This window comes from Wolbachia endosymbiont (group A) of Gymnosoma rotundatum, from assembly GCF_947250765.1.
Taxonomy (GTDB): domain Bacteria; phylum Pseudomonadota; class Alphaproteobacteria; order Rickettsiales; family Anaplasmataceae; genus Wolbachia; species Wolbachia pipientis.
Genome location: NZ_OX366347.1, coordinates 898,606 through 912,139 on the forward strand (window position 1 = coordinate 898,606; position 13,534 = coordinate 912,139).

11 protein-coding genes are annotated in these 13,534 nt (G+C 36.4%); 5 read left to right on the forward strand and 6 right to left on the reverse strand.

Annotation, left to right across the window (positions count from 1 at the left end; genetic code table 11):
* Window positions 1–198 precede the first annotated feature (198 nt).
* Complete coding sequence (locus tag OOK97_RS04530) at window positions 199–354, forward strand: hypothetical protein (protein ID WP_167513690.1); 156 nt, start codon at window positions 199–201, stop codon at window positions 352–354.
* A 519-nt stretch (window positions 355–873) separates the two neighbouring features.
* Here OOK97_RS04530 and OOK97_RS04535 read toward each other — a convergent pair.
* The 3 genes from OOK97_RS04535 to OOK97_RS04545 all read right to left on the reverse strand — a co-directional run bounded on the left by OOK97_RS04535 (window position 874) and on the right by OOK97_RS04545 (window position 4,098).
* On the reverse strand, window positions 874–2,169 hold the full coding sequence (locus OOK97_RS04535) for a Na+/H+ antiporter NhaC family protein (protein WP_264705011.1): 1,296 nt from the start codon (window positions 2,167–2,169) through the stop codon (window positions 874–876).
* 870 nt (window positions 2,170–3,039) lie between these two features.
* Window positions 3,040–3,663, reverse strand: coding sequence for a heme ABC exporter ATP-binding protein CcmA (gene ccmA, locus OOK97_RS04540; protein ID WP_213862934.1), 624 nt, complete (start codon window positions 3,661–3,663; stop codon window positions 3,040–3,042).
* Between the two features lie 3 nt (window positions 3,664–3,666).
* Complete coding sequence (locus tag OOK97_RS04545) at window positions 3,667–4,098, reverse strand: hypothetical protein (RefSeq protein WP_010082661.1); 432 nt, start codon at window positions 4,096–4,098, stop codon at window positions 3,667–3,669.
* Window positions 4,099–4,295: 197 nt separating this feature from the next.
* On the opposite strand from OOK97_RS04545, the gene aspS reads away from it, so the two are divergent.
* Both aspS and OOK97_RS04555 read left to right on the forward strand, forming a co-directional pair.
* Window positions 4,296–6,098 carry an aspartate--tRNA ligase gene (aspS, locus tag OOK97_RS04550; protein ID WP_264705663.1) on the forward strand — a complete coding sequence of 601 codons (1,803 nt, stop codon included), beginning with the start codon at window positions 4,296–4,298 and terminating at the stop codon, window positions 6,096–6,098.
* Between the two features lie 61 nt (window positions 6,099–6,159).
* Window positions 6,160–7,422, forward strand: a complete 1,263-nt coding sequence (locus tag OOK97_RS04555; protein ID WP_264705012.1) for an MFS transporter — start codon at window positions 6,160–6,162, stop codon at window positions 7,420–7,422.
* Between the two features lie 7 nt (window positions 7,423–7,429).
* Here the strand turns inward: OOK97_RS04555 and OOK97_RS04560 are convergent, their stop codons facing one another.
* Both OOK97_RS04560 and pdhA read right to left on the reverse strand, forming a co-directional pair.
* Window positions 7,430–8,353: an RluA family pseudouridine synthase gene (locus OOK97_RS04560; RefSeq protein ID WP_006279888.1), complete on the reverse strand. Its 924-nt coding sequence runs from the start codon at window positions 8,351–8,353 to the stop codon at window positions 7,430–7,432.
* Window positions 8,354–8,761: 408 nt separating this feature from the next.
* A complete protein-coding gene (gene pdhA / locus OOK97_RS04565) occupies window positions 8,762–9,742 on the reverse strand; it encodes a pyruvate dehydrogenase (acetyl-transferring) E1 component subunit alpha (RefSeq protein WP_264705013.1) in 981 nt (326 codons plus the stop codon).
* A 55-nt stretch (window positions 9,743–9,797) separates the two neighbouring features.
* Here pdhA and hemJ point away from each other — a divergent pair, with 55 nt between their 5' ends.
* Together hemJ and miaB are read left to right on the forward strand one after the other, a co-directional pair.
* Window positions 9,798–10,226 carry a protoporphyrinogen oxidase HemJ gene (gene hemJ, locus OOK97_RS04570; protein WP_010082641.1) on the forward strand — a complete coding sequence of 143 codons (429 nt, stop codon included), beginning with the start codon at window positions 9,798–9,800 and terminating at the stop codon, window positions 10,224–10,226.
* 239 nt (window positions 10,227–10,465) lie between these two features.
* Window positions 10,466–11,785, forward strand: coding sequence for a tRNA (N6-isopentenyl adenosine(37)-C2)-methylthiotransferase MiaB (gene miaB / locus OOK97_RS04575; RefSeq protein WP_264705014.1), 1,320 nt, complete (start codon window positions 10,466–10,468; stop codon window positions 11,783–11,785).
* A gap of 139 nt (window positions 11,786–11,924) precedes the next feature.
* Here miaB and OOK97_RS04580 read toward each other — a convergent pair whose 3' ends face one another.
* On the reverse strand, window positions 11,925–13,391 hold the full coding sequence (locus OOK97_RS04580; protein WP_264705015.1) for a peptide MFS transporter: 1,467 nt from the start codon (window positions 13,389–13,391) through the stop codon (window positions 11,925–11,927).
* Window positions 13,392–13,534: the final 143 nt, after the last annotated feature.

Sequence of the window (13,534 nt, forward strand, 5' to 3'; positions counted from 1 at the left end):
ATGATCAAAATATTATTCAAAGTAGGGTAAAGTTATGACGATCAGTTTTAGGGAGTATTCAACTGTATTCACTGAAGTTGCGGAACAGACAGATTTAAATGGAAATAACATAATTGAAAGAATAAAAGGGCATTAGCATAGATCCCGCTAACAAGCAGCGGGATGACGGTTGTCAGGGTGTCAGGCTAGTACCTTCTCTTGTCATCCCAGTGCCCAGACACTGGGATCCAGAAAAGTTTGCTTGTGAACAAGCAAACTAGCATGGAAAGTGGTTACAACATTTTCGATGAGATTATATGGAAAACTGTATTCCAGTGTCAAGCACTGGAATACATCACAGGGGCACTGGAATGACACCCTTTACGGGCTCTTAAATTGCAACTATAAATGTTTAAGAAATTTACCAAATGAAAAAAAAGGCAAAAGAAGCCCCATGGTGGTTGGCTATTTACTATGTACTAAAATATCGGCGTTTTTTTTATTCTAAAACGCTTGATTAAGAGCGATTTAGCTGCTTTTAACTTGCAACTAACCTACACCGCAAGTGTTTAAGAAATTTACCAAGCAGGAAAAAAGGCAAAGAAACCCCGTAGTAGCTAGCATTCAAATTCTCCCTTGTCAATTTGACGTTTTTTGCTGTCTTAAACGCTTTGTAAGCGCGTTTCGGCTTATATAGGTAAAAACCCAGAAATTTTTAAAGACATGCGATGCACGTAGTGCGAAAAATTAAACATGAGACGCCAAATACCCTAAGTTTTTTGTCATTAACCTGCACAGATTGCGAAGATAAATAAATAGCTTCAGTTTCATGATAAGGGGGTTGGCGAAGGGTGTCAAGTAATTCCGTTCCTTATGGGTAAAAAAAGAGAAACTCTAAGTTGCAGCCGCACAATGTTTCTCTTTTCTGCTGTTGATGATTATTTCGCCTATTGTAACTGCCGCTAGAATAAAGCAATAATATACCTGTGTTAATAAAGAAATAGGTGATACAGAGGCGATGCTACCTGCTAGCAATAGTTGGGAACCATAAGGTAAGATACCTTTTGTAGCACAAGCAAAAACATCTAATAAGTATGCGCTGCGATGTGGCGCAATACTGTGTTTTTGTGCAAGCCTTTTTGCAATGCCACCACTTAGTAAAATAGCAATGGTATTATTGGCAACTAAGGTAGTAAACATAAACGCAATTCCTGCTATCACAAATTCAGCTTTAGTTTTTGTGATATTGCTTTCATCGATGAGTTTATGCAACGCTTTTTGACCTTGCTTGTACATTATATGGCTCAATCCACCGATAAATAGAGCAAATATCACTATTTCGTTTACTTTTTTGAAACCGTCATACACGTCATGAGGAAATTGAATGATAGCATAGTCAAAAAAAGTTATTCCTAGCACACCAGCAATAATTATGTTTATAGTTATTGTTACTAAAGTGGCGACTTCAAACAGCCCCATGATTATTAAAGAAATGTAAGGAATAATTTTTATTATAGAATAATAATCTAAATTTGATATAGAAATAATTTTTGTACTATTTGAGGCAACTGCTAGGTAGATGAGTGTTATAATGCTGGCAATAAGTGCAACTTTAGAGTTCATTTTAAGTTTATCTTTTGCTGAAGCTTCCTGTGAAGAAACAGATGCAATGGTGGTATCAGATATCATCGAAAGGTTATCGCCAAACACGGCACCACCTACTACAGTTGCAGTTCCTATTTCGAGACCAAAAGCTCCACTTTTTGCCAGATTAACAGCTATAGGTACCATCAGCGCAACAACTCCCATAGATGTGCCAATTGCAGTTGAAATAAAAGCAGAAGCCAAAAATACTCCAGGCAGCAGTAATCTTGCTGGAAGGAAATTAAGAATTAAATTAGCAACAGTGTCTGCGCTACCGATTGATTGAGTCACCGCAGAAAATGCTCCAGAAAATAAAAAAATTAAACACATAGTAAGGGTGTTTTTGTCACCCATGCCCTTGATAACAGTATCGATGTTATGCTGAATTTTATTTGTACCACGTGAGACAGCAAAAAATAGTGCTGGTAATAAGCAGATTACTGGTGAAACCTGATGAAGTGGATTATCAGTTCCGATAAAAGAAAAATAAGCACCACTTCCAAGATACAAGATTAAAAAAATAATCAAGGGGACAAAAGCTGTCATTTTACTGTACCTAAACTTATAACTATAACTAATTAAGTGGTTTTAAGCAAGTTTGGTTTTCACTAGTTCTACAGGAAGTCAATAGCAGAGTTTTAAACTTCATATTTAATCTACTAAATAAATAGCACATGTAGCTTATTGCTTGACAATAGGATCTAATTGTTGTCTAGATTCCAACATCACGCGCACAACTGTACGAACATTTGTTTGCGAAGAAATGTTATAGCTGGTTTTGCCTCAAACACAAAGATGTCATCCGAGTAGCTGACTACTTGGATCCAGAAAATTTTGCTGCGGGTAAGCAAATTTGTTTGGTGAGCATAGAAAGTGGAATGTGTAAGCGCAGCCTCAACAGGTTGTCATCCAAGTAGCTGACTACTTGGATCCAGATTGGATACTGAGTTGGTGAGTATAAAAGTATAGCTAACGCGAGCTCTACGTCATACCGCCGCAGAATAATTAACCGTCATACCGCGATTCATTCGCAGTATCCCTTCGCGGTATCCCTTAGCCGCTAACAAGCAGCGGGATGACGGTTGTCGTTTAGCCATAAATATTTAAGAAATTTACCAAATGAAAAAAAGGCAAAGAAAACCCGTGCTAGTTATTCACTCTCTATTTTAAAATTTGACGTTGGGTGATGTCTTGAACAGCGCGTTTCAGCTTGTATAGCTAGAAGTTTTATAAAGACATAAGGTGCACATAGTGCAAAAAATTAAACATGACACACCAGATATACTAAGTTTTTTTGTCGTTTTATCTGCACAGACTGAAGATAAATAAATAGCTTCAGTTTCATGATAAGGGGACTGGCGAAGGGTGTCAAGGAAGTCTTTTCGTTTCTAATGGTTGTTAACGTGCTGCCAAAAACTATGCAAGAAGTCTATTGAAATCGCGTATATCAATCGTTGTAAAATCACACAATTGCTCTGTAGAGCTATGCCCTGTAATAATTACTATACCATTTTGCTCAGAGCGTATTGAGATTAAGTTCAGCACTAATTCACACGTTGCACTATCAAGATTACAAAATGGTTCATCTATCAGCCAAACGTTTGCATTAGAAATCAAGAGGCGAGCAAGCGCAACTCTCCTTTTCCAGCCTGCAGAAAGTTCGCCATATCTAATATTAAGTACAGGTTGCAACTGCAAGCAACAAATAGCTGCCACAATCAATTCTCTAGTATTTCGTATTCCTGCCCAGAATTCTACGTTTTGAGCAACAGTTAAGCTATCTTTACAGGCATTCTTATGGCCTATATAGACCATAGAAGGTATATAGGATTTTGGATCATCATATATATCTTTTCCGCAGTGCCTTATATTGCCTGATACCGGCGGTAAAAGTCCAGATAAACTTCTAATTAAGCTGGTTTTACCACTACCATTTGGACCAGTGATTAGAATCTTTGATTTTAGCTCAGCTTTAAAACTGAGATTCTTAAATAGTACCTTATTATTACGAGCGCAGGATAAATTTTCACATTCAAGCATGGATTATCTGCCCTTCCCCTTATGTTTACCTTGAGTTGAAGCCTGAGCTTTTACAAACAGCTCCCAAAATCCTTTCTGTCCGCCTTCTCTATGTATCAATTGTGCAAAACGCTGCATTAAACCATTACCCATCATAACCATCTTTGTCCATTTACCTACCGGTTTTGCTATGTCAACTATTTCTGGATCTTCTTTATAAACTTGCACATCTTTTTGCTTCTCGCGCAGTATTTCCTGTTGTTTCATCAATTCTTTTTGCTTGTTTTTTTGATACAATTCATTGAATTTTCTGTCTTCTTCCCACTCTTCTTTAAAAACTTTTCTAGGAAATATGATTTTTCTAATGCGATTTTTGTATATTTTTCTCAAAAAGAGAAATACTTTGACTATAGCAAGTAATGCTATACTATATATAATGATTTGTCCGAAAGACATTTTCTGTACTCAGCTTATTACAAAGCGCCACTTATATTATACCATAATTATAGAAATTGTGCAATTTTTGTGTGAGTAAAGACAGTATAAAAGTAATACTGCTCTATTTCGTAAATTGCACAAATATCCGACGAATGGGCTTGTATGTAGTAAGGTTTATTTCTATACTTCTTAAAGAATTTAGAAGTGAAACAAACATGAACTGCTACAAGACTCACATGTGCAATGAATTAAGGAAGAATGATGTAGAAAAGGAAGTTACCCTTTCTGGATGGTTATACCGTAAGCGCGATCACGGCAACCTAATCTTTGTTGATTTAAGAGACTTCTATGGAATCACTCAACTAGTATTTAATAATGACAAAGACTTTTTTGATGAGATATCAAATTTAAAATTGGAGAGTGTAATTACTGTTACAGGAATAGTTGAAGCTAGAACTGAAGATACGGTAAACAGCTCTATTTCTACCGGAGAAATCGAGGTGATAGTCAACAATTTGCGCGTTGAGTCGGAAGTTGAGTTCCACTTTGATGAAGAAATAGCAAAAGAAGAAAGAAGTATATTGGCAAGCATTACCGGCGAGCAAGAATACCCAGAAAACATGAGATTTAAATATCGATTTCTTGACTTAAGACGTGAAAAAGTCCGCAACAATATTATTTTGCGCTCACAAATTATTGCAGAGCTCCGCAAGCTCATGATAGAGCGAGGATTTTTAGAGATTCAAACTCCAATACTCACTGCTTCCTCTCCTGAAGGAGCACGCGACTACCTAGTGCCAAGCAGGCTAAATCCTGGCAAGTTCTATGCATTGCCACAAGCTCCGCAGATTTTCAAACAGTTGCTCATGGTCTCAGGGTTTGATAAATATTTCCAAATCGCACCGTGTTTTCGTGATGAAGATGCAAGGGCTGACCGCTCTCCTGGGGAATTTTACCAGCTAGACCTTGAAATGTCTTTTGTGACTCAAGAGGACATATTTGACGTTATTGAATCTGCTTTATATAAAGTGTTCGCCAAATTTTCTCGCAAGTCTGTCGATAAAGATTTTCCACGCATTACATACAAAGAGGCAATGCTTAAGTATGGTTCTGACAAGCCAGATTTGCGTAATCCACTATTAATCAGCGATGTTACAGAAATTTTTCGTGATTCAGGGTTCAATATTTTCAAAAGCAATATTGAGCGTGGTATGGTAGTGAGAGCCATCCCTGCACCTAAAACAGCAGAGGAACCACGCAGCTTCTTTGATAAAAAGATAGAACATGCGCAAAAAGAATTCGGTGCTAAGGGTCTCGGATATATAACGTTTGATAAAGATGGAACTGCGAAAGGCCCAATTGCTAAATTTCTTGATGAAAATAGGCTAAACCACATAAGAGAAGCAACAAACATAGAGCCAGGAGATAGTGTATTTTTTGCTTCTGACAAAGAGAATGAGGCGGCAAACATTGCAGGAAAAGTACGCACTCTTTTAGGGTCAGAACTCAGTCTTATAGATGATAATATCTTCAAGTTTTGTTGGATCATTGATTTTCCATATTTTGTATATGACGATAAAAGTAAAAAAATAGATTTCTTTCATAACCCATTCTCCATGCCACACGGTGGTCTGAAAGATTTAGAGGACAAAAATCCACTGGATATCCTTGCTTACCAATATGATCTTGTTTGCAATGGAATAGAACTGTCAAGTGGGGCGATTCGTAATAACAAACTGGATATCATGTATAAAGCTTTTGCCATTGCAGGTTATAGCCGGGGAGAAGTTGATACAAGATTCGGTGCACTTGTACGTGCATTTAGATTTGGTGTTCCTCCTCATGGTGGAATAGCACCAGGAGTTGATAGAATAGTTATGCTGCTTGCTGATGAGCCAAATATTCGTGAAGTAATCTGTTTTCCTATGAACCAGCAAGGTGAAGATGTTCTAATGGGTGCTCCTTCCAAGGTGGAGGATAAGCATTTACGTGAATTATCCTTGAAGGTTATTGAATGAAAAATTTTATAGCAAGGAGCACCGGTTAATGATATATTAGGTTATGTTAAATTGAAAGACCATGAATAATATCCAAAAAGCAATACTATCGGGCATAATCTGTAACATGATTGTGTGGTATGAACTCACTCTTTTTGGAGTATTAACAGATACAATCATCAACGTTTTTTTCCCATCAGAAGATCATTATTTGAGTACACTCAAATTCCTTGGTGTTTTTGCAATTGGTTTTGCGTTTAGACCAATTGGTGCAGTAATTTTTGGTTATATGGGAGATAAGTATGGCAGAAGAAAGACTTTACTTACTTCAGTAATATTAATTTCAATATCATCCACAATTATGGGAATTATACCTGGGTATAAAGAAATAGGGTTGCTTTCACCTGTATTGCTTGTGTTTTGTAGAATAGTGCAAGGAATAACTGCAGGAGGTGAAACAAGCATTAATACAGCATTTACGATAGAGCATTCAAAAGATAAAAAAAATCTAGGTTTCTTAGGAAGTATGAAGCCCTTTAGCGGAGCCCTTGGAACGCTCTTATGCATAACAATGATATTTATCTGCAAAAGAGTTACAGGTGAGAACTATGAAATATGGGGATGGAAGTTGCTTTTTTATTTTTGCTTTTTTTTGGGAACAATAGGTTTTTTAACTAGGTACATATTAAAAGAAAGCTTAGCATATAAAACTAATAAGTACGCTAATAATTTAGCACATTCACCATTGTTAGAACTAGTAAGAAACTATAAAAGACCGCTTATTATTTCAATCAATCTGGGAATTGCTCAGAATGCAATTGTCTACGCAGCAATAATGTTTTATAATATATCAATAAAAGAGCTAGTTATTTTATCTATTAGTGTTAAAGATTTAATGAGGATAGTAATACAGGTTGTATTTGCAGCATCTGCGGTACTTTTTGCAATTTTATCTGATAAAGTTGGAAGAAAACGCGTAATGATTCCTGTACTGATTATGCTATCTCTGATTGGTACATGTGTATTACCATTATTATCTTCCGTTAACCACTATGTCGTAATAATAACTTACTTATTGATTACTATACCAGTAGGTGCATCTTTTGGAATATATGGTTCTGTTATTTGTGAACTGTTTCCAACAAAAGTAAGATGCACTGGCGTAAGCTTAGCAAATAATATATCTGCAGGAATTTTTGGTGGCCTTTCTCCATACATATGCATGTGGCTTATAGAAAAAACCGAAACAAAACTTGCAGCAGGCATTTATCTTACTGCCTGCGCATTAATTAGCCTAATATCTGTGCTTCAAATTAAAGCCAAAGACAGAAAAGTTGATTGGTGAAATCGTTTCAGTCGAAAAATAGCGCTTCAATGGATTTTTCGATGTGTTTAGTGATAGGAGCGGTGATAGTGATTTCTTTATTGTTTGGCAGTTTTAAAGATAAAGAATGCGAATGAAGGTGAATTTTATTTGCTATCCCATCAATAAAAGCTTTTTTACCACCATATTTACCGTCACCAAGAATAGGGCAATTTATATGAGCTAAATGTGCACGTAACTGATGGGTTCTGCCGGTAATTGGTTGTAATTTTAAATAAGCAACATTGTGTTTGGATTTTGCTATAATTGAAAAATGCGTAGTGGCATTCTGAGGTGAATTTTCATCAACGACCACTTTTTCTTGACCTGAAACATATTTTTTCACCAATGGATAGTCTATTGTTCCACTATCCTTGCTCGGTATGCCAGAAGTTAATGCTAAATAAGTTTTTTTTACTCTTCGTCCTTTAAATTCTTCCATAAGGTATCTGGCAACATTAGCGTTGCGTGCGAATATTATCACTCCACTCGTATCTCTATCTAGCCTATGGACAATTTTAAATGTTTCTCCCTCTCTTATTTGGTCAAGCAAATCACTCATGCTAATCTTTACTTTTACGCCACCTTGAACGATGACCCCTGCGGGTTTGTTTATAGCTAGTATATATTCGTCTTCATATAATATGTTCTCTCTTAGTAGATTCACTAACTTTTCATTATATTTGCGATCAGAATTAGCGTTTTCAATATAATTCAAGTGCTTCAGCGTTATAGTTTGCCCAGAATTTACTCTATCACTGGACTTTGCTTTGCAATCATCAACTTTGATTAATCCTTTCCTTAAAGATTTTTCAATTACAGATTGCTTTAGATCAGGAAAGATTCTTCTGATGTACCTATCCAGCCTAACGTTATCGTCTTCTATTAATATGGTTTTTATACTTTGTAGCATTCCATTATTTATAATGAATATCTAGTGAAATGTCAATTATTGGTGTCATTCCAGTGTCAAGCACTGGAATGACACCGAAGGGGCTACTGCCGTCATAAAGGAACCAGTGTCAGCTACTCGGATGACAGGAGAAGGAGACTACTGAGATGACAGCTAGCCTGACAACCGTCATCCCGTTGCTTGTTAGCGGGATCTAGAGATACCGCGAATGAATCGCGGTATGACGGTTCGCGGCGGGATGACGTAGAGCTTGCGTTAGCTATACTTTTATACTCACCAACTCAGCTGGATCCAAGTAGTCAGAGCACTGGGATGACAAAAAAAGGAGGGCACTTGGATGACGGTAGAAGGAGCTACTTGAATGACATCGTTTACTATACAATGTTCGTACAGTTCTGGATAAAAAAATTAGCTAACAAATTTATAAACATCAGTATACAGCTCATCAATGCTTGGTTCTTTACTATTTTTGGCAAAATCTTCCGACTTTTTTACTAAATCACGTATTTCCTTATCAATTACTTTGCACTCTTCTTCTGAAGCCATTTTATTATCTGTCATGTATTTCTTTAAAGTGCTTATAGGGTCATGATTTTGCTTCATATCTTCAACTTCTTCTTTTAAGCGATAAGTAGCAGGATCTGACATTGAGTGACCGCGATATCGATATGTCTTCATTTCAAGCAGGATAGGCCCTTTTCCGCTGCGTGTGTGTTCCGCTGCTTCGCTTGTAGCCTCATAAACAGAGAAAAAATCCATTCCATCAACTTGTTTTCCAGGAATACCAAAACTTTCTCCCCTTTTATATAACTCTGTTACTAAAGTTGATCTTTGCACGGAGGTTCCCATTGCGTATTCATTATTTTCTATGATGTAAACCACAGGCAACTCCCACAAAGATGCCATATTAAACGATTCATATACTTGTCCTTGATTTGCAGCACCGTCGCCAAAATATGTAAATACCACATTATCTTTTTTCTTATATTTATTAGCAAATGCTATTCCTGTGCCAATTGGAACTTGTGCTCCCACTATTCCATGCCCGCCGAAGAATTTTTTTTCAACGTCAAATACGTGCATCGAACCACCTTTACCTTTCGAGCATCCTGTTTCTTTGCCGGTAAGCTCTGCCATTACAACATTTGGATCAGAATCACATGCGAGCATTAAGCCATGGTCTCTATAACTTGTGATAAAAGCGTCACCTAATTTTGATGCAGCTTGAGTTCCAACTGCAACTGCTTCTTGTCCTATTGATAGGTGACAGAACCCGCCTATTAATCCCATCCCATATAATTGTCCTGCTTTTTCCTCAAATCTGCGTATGAGTAGCATTTTCCTGTAGAATCCAATTATCTGTTCTTTAGTGAAATTTTCTGCTTTCATATCGATTTCTTTTTCATTAAACTAACACAATACCAGGAATTTTAAATTTTTGCTAATGAACTATTACCACTGGCTTGAGGCTTTTCATGTTATCTCTGTTATCATGTGGATGGCAGGTATGCTTTATTTACCCAGGCTTTATGTCTACCATGCAACTGTAAAACCGGGATCGGAAAATGATAGCTTGCTTCAAACAATGGAAAAGAGGCTACTTAGATATATCATAAACCCTGCAATGCTTTTCTCACTTGGTCTTGGAATTACACTAATGGTTATTAGGGAAGCATATCGTGAAGGATGGTTTCATGTAAAAGCATTTGCAATACTTTTGATGTTAATTATTCATATGCTACTTGCAAAATATAGGAAAAATTTTGCAATGGGTTCGAATAAGAAGTCACATATTTATTTTCGCGTTTTAAATGAAGCAGTTACAGTATTGATAATAGTTATAGTTATTATGGTTGTTGTAAAACCTTTTTGACTGACCTTACCCAAAAAAAGCAGAAAGCTCGTATCTGTTCAGATGCATGGCTAATGTACAATACTGAAATAAAAATTCCAGTGCTCCCTTTCTTGTCATCCCAGTGCTTGACACTGGGATCCAGTTTTTCGTATAATTTTGTCAAAATCTATTGTGCTAGCAAGTTCACTAGCGTCACGCGCTGGTCTGTTAGACATTTACGTGTAGGGTGAAGAAATTTTGAAAAAGACATACCAAATATGAAAGGCCTATATATTAAAACTTACGGCTGTCAGATGAACGTTTATGACTCCGTTTTAATGGAAAATGTAATTAAACCTTTGGGGTTCAACGTTGTTAGTGATGCAGGGAAAGCCGATTTAGTGATACTGAATACTTGTCACATTAGAGAGAAGGCAGCAGAAAAACTTTACTCAGAGCTTGGGAAGATTCATTCGTTACGAAAAGAAATGACTATAGTGGTGGCTGGGTGTGTAGCGCAAGCAGAGGGAGAAGAAGTGTTCAGAAGGGCTCCTTTTGTTGATATTGTTGTTGGTTCGCAGAGTATCGCTACCTTACCGGAGCTGATAGTCAAAGCAAGCAGAAGTAAAGGTCATGTAATAAACACTGATTTTCCTGAAGTTGCAAAGTTTGATAAATTGCCAGATGAATGCTATGGCAATAGCCAGGGGTCTTCTGCGTTTCTTGCCATACAAGAGGGTTGTGATAAATTTTGTACGTTTTGTGTAGTGCCCTATACTCGTGGAGCTGAGTATTCACGGCCAATGAATGAAATATTTCGTGAAGCATTGAAATTAGTTGCAAATGGGGCAAATGAGATCAATTTGCTTGGTCAGAACGTCAATGCTTACCATGGGGAGTGCGAAGGGGAAGTGTGGGATTTAGGAAAATTAATTAGTCATATTGCTAAAATTGAAAAGCTAGAGAGGATTCGTTATACAACTTCTCATCCAAGAGATATGCATGAATCTCTCTACTTGGCACATGCGGAAGAGCCAAAGCTCATGCCGTTTGTTCACCTGCCTGTGCAGTCTGGTTCGAATAAAATATTGCACGCGATGAACAGGAAACACACTGCAGAGGAGTATTTGGAAATAATAGACAGATTTCGCAAATTGAAACCTGAAATCGAATTTTCTTCTGATTTTATTGTTGGTTTTCCTGGAGAAACCGAAAAAGATTTTGAAGAAACTATGAAATTAGTAGAAAAAGTTAGATATGCTCAGGCTTATAGTTTTAAATACAGCCCAAGACCAGGCACACCGGGAGCGGAAAGAAAAGATCAAGTACCAGAAGAGGTTAAAACAGAGCGCCTTCTTCGTTTACAGAAATTAATTAGTAAGCAACAACTTGAGTTTAACCAGAGTATGGTAGGTAAAACTATACCTGTTCTATTTAGCGATAAAAAAGGTAAACACCAAAACCAAATTATTGGTAAAAGCCCATATATGCAATCAGTGTGCATTGATGATTCTGAAGATAAATACAGGGACAAAATAGTAAATGTGAAAGTGTTGGAAGCTCGGCAGAGTAGTTTGCTGGGGTGTGCATTTCACTGATTTTAAGCAGCGTTAAATATAAATCTTAAGCAAAGAGTATTGAAAAAATGCAATCATAATCTTTTTCAAAAGTTACAAAGTTTAATTGCTACCTCTGCTGAACGGGTACCTTAAACCTACAAATTTGAGCTTACCTATATCAATTTTTTGTACAAGATGAGTTAGTAACAACTTTATGTATAAAATTGAAGAAGAATAAAAATACAATAACGAGCATTAAATTAAATATTCCCACCTTTAAAAAACCCTCTTTATATATTTCTAAAGATTCTAAATAATTTATTTTACCATTTATTGAAGGAACTGACATAAATTTTGATATTGCAACTCCGGCTAGGTTAGAAAACGCTAATGATAGCATTACTATACCCATCACTACTCCTCTAAGGTTTTTGGGGGCTAGTGTAGTTGCTTGTTCTTGGACTAATGGAGCAATACATAATTCTCCCAGTCCCATAAAGGAGATAGCAATTATTAAATATAAGTATTCTACTTTACCTTCAATGTTAGAGTTTAAACATCCTATGTACAGTGTGAAAAAACACATAACCATTGTCAGAAGGCCAAGGGTAAACATGGAAGTTGCATATTTTTGCTTAAACTTCATGTATGTTCCAAAAAGAAAGCCAAATATTATAATTGACAAAGGATTTATGGCTTGAGAAACTGAAGCTGGAATTGTTATACCTAATACATTGTTAATAACGTTTCTTTCGGTGAATAAGTTAACCAAAGAGCCAAGCTGCATTTCTAAAGCAAAAAAACACAAGAAAAATACTACAAGAATAGATAATGCCACTAATTTTCGTCTTTGTTCTGCTGATAATTTAGATATTATATAAATAAATATGCCCAGAGCTGTTATTCCAACAAATATGAGCATATTAGTAAAAAATTCACTATGTATAAGCATTTTAGCAATTATTGATGATGACAGAAAGCTTCCTATCAATACTATACCAAAAATTTTAATCCCTAATATGCGCTTATTCATAAGCTCTGGATAAGGAGAAAGGCCGCTATCTCCTAAAAGATTCTGAAATTTGAGAAAAAAGATTAGCCCTATAGACATCCCAATACCAGCTAAACCAAAGCCGTAGTGCCAGCCAAACAAGTGGGCTACATAACCACATGAAATAGAAGCCAATATTGCTCCAATATTCACGCTTACGTAAAATAAAGTAAAGCCTCTGCTACGTTCAGGATCGTCTTTGCCATAGCATGAACTAAGTAAGTTAGTTACGTTCCCTTTAAACATACCAGTACCTATGGCTATTAGAGATAAACCTAAATATAATAAACCTGGTTCAAAGTCAACTAATGACATGCAAGCATGACCTGCTATCATCACTATCCCTCCAAGCAACACCATGTTGCGGAATCCCATCAACTTATCAGCTAAAAAACCTCCAAGTATTGGTATAGCATAACCTGTTGCAGCAAATAATGAGTAAACAGTAAAGGCCCTCTCATCAGTGAAACTTAAGTGAGAAGTTAAAAACAGGACCAAAAGTACTCGCATTCCATAATAAGAGAAACGTTCCCACATTTCAACAAAGCACAACATTTTTAAAAATTGTGGAAACTTATCTGTCTTCTGATCCATAAAATACCCCTAAAGCTTGGGTTAATGTTAAGTAAAACAATAAAAACTGCAAGTAAAACTTAAAAAAAGGTATTAGAAGCTCGGCAGAATAGTTTGCTGGGATGTGAGCTACGGAAATATTTTTGAATTTGTAATTTTTCAGA

Excerpts from the sequence above, each read along its gene's own strand:
- OOK97_RS04535 (WP_264705011.1), bottom strand. The coding sequence starts at position 2,169 with ATGACAGCTTTTGTCCCCTTGATTATTTTTTTAATCTTGTATCTTGGA.
- ccmA (WP_213862934.1), bottom strand. The coding sequence starts at position 3,663 with ATGCTTGAATGTGAAAATTTATCCTGCGCTCGTAATAATAAGGTACTA.
- OOK97_RS04545 (WP_010082661.1), bottom strand. The coding sequence starts at position 4,098 with ATGTCTTTCGGACAAATCATTATATATAGTATAGCATTACTTGCTATA.
- aspS (WP_264705663.1), top strand. The coding sequence starts at position 4,296 with ATGAACTGCTACAAGACTCACATGTGCAATGAATTAAGGAAGAATGAT.
- OOK97_RS04555 (WP_264705012.1), top strand. The coding sequence starts at position 6,160 with ATGAATAATATCCAAAAAGCAATACTATCGGGCATAATCTGTAACATG.
- OOK97_RS04560 (WP_006279888.1), bottom strand. The coding sequence starts at position 8,353 with ATGCTACAAAGTATAAAAACCATATTAATAGAAGACGATAACGTTAGG.
- pdhA (WP_264705013.1), bottom strand. The coding sequence starts at position 9,742 with ATGAAAGCAGAAAATTTCACTAAAGAACAGATAATTGGATTCTACAGG.
- hemJ (WP_010082641.1), top strand. The coding sequence starts at position 9,798 with ATGAACTATTACCACTGGCTTGAGGCTTTTCATGTTATCTCTGTTATC.
- miaB (WP_264705014.1), top strand. The coding sequence starts at position 10,466 with ATGAAAGGCCTATATATTAAAACTTACGGCTGTCAGATGAACGTTTAT.
- OOK97_RS04580 (WP_264705015.1), bottom strand. The coding sequence starts at position 13,391 with ATGGATCAGAAGACAGATAAGTTTCCACAATTTTTAAAAATGTTGTGC.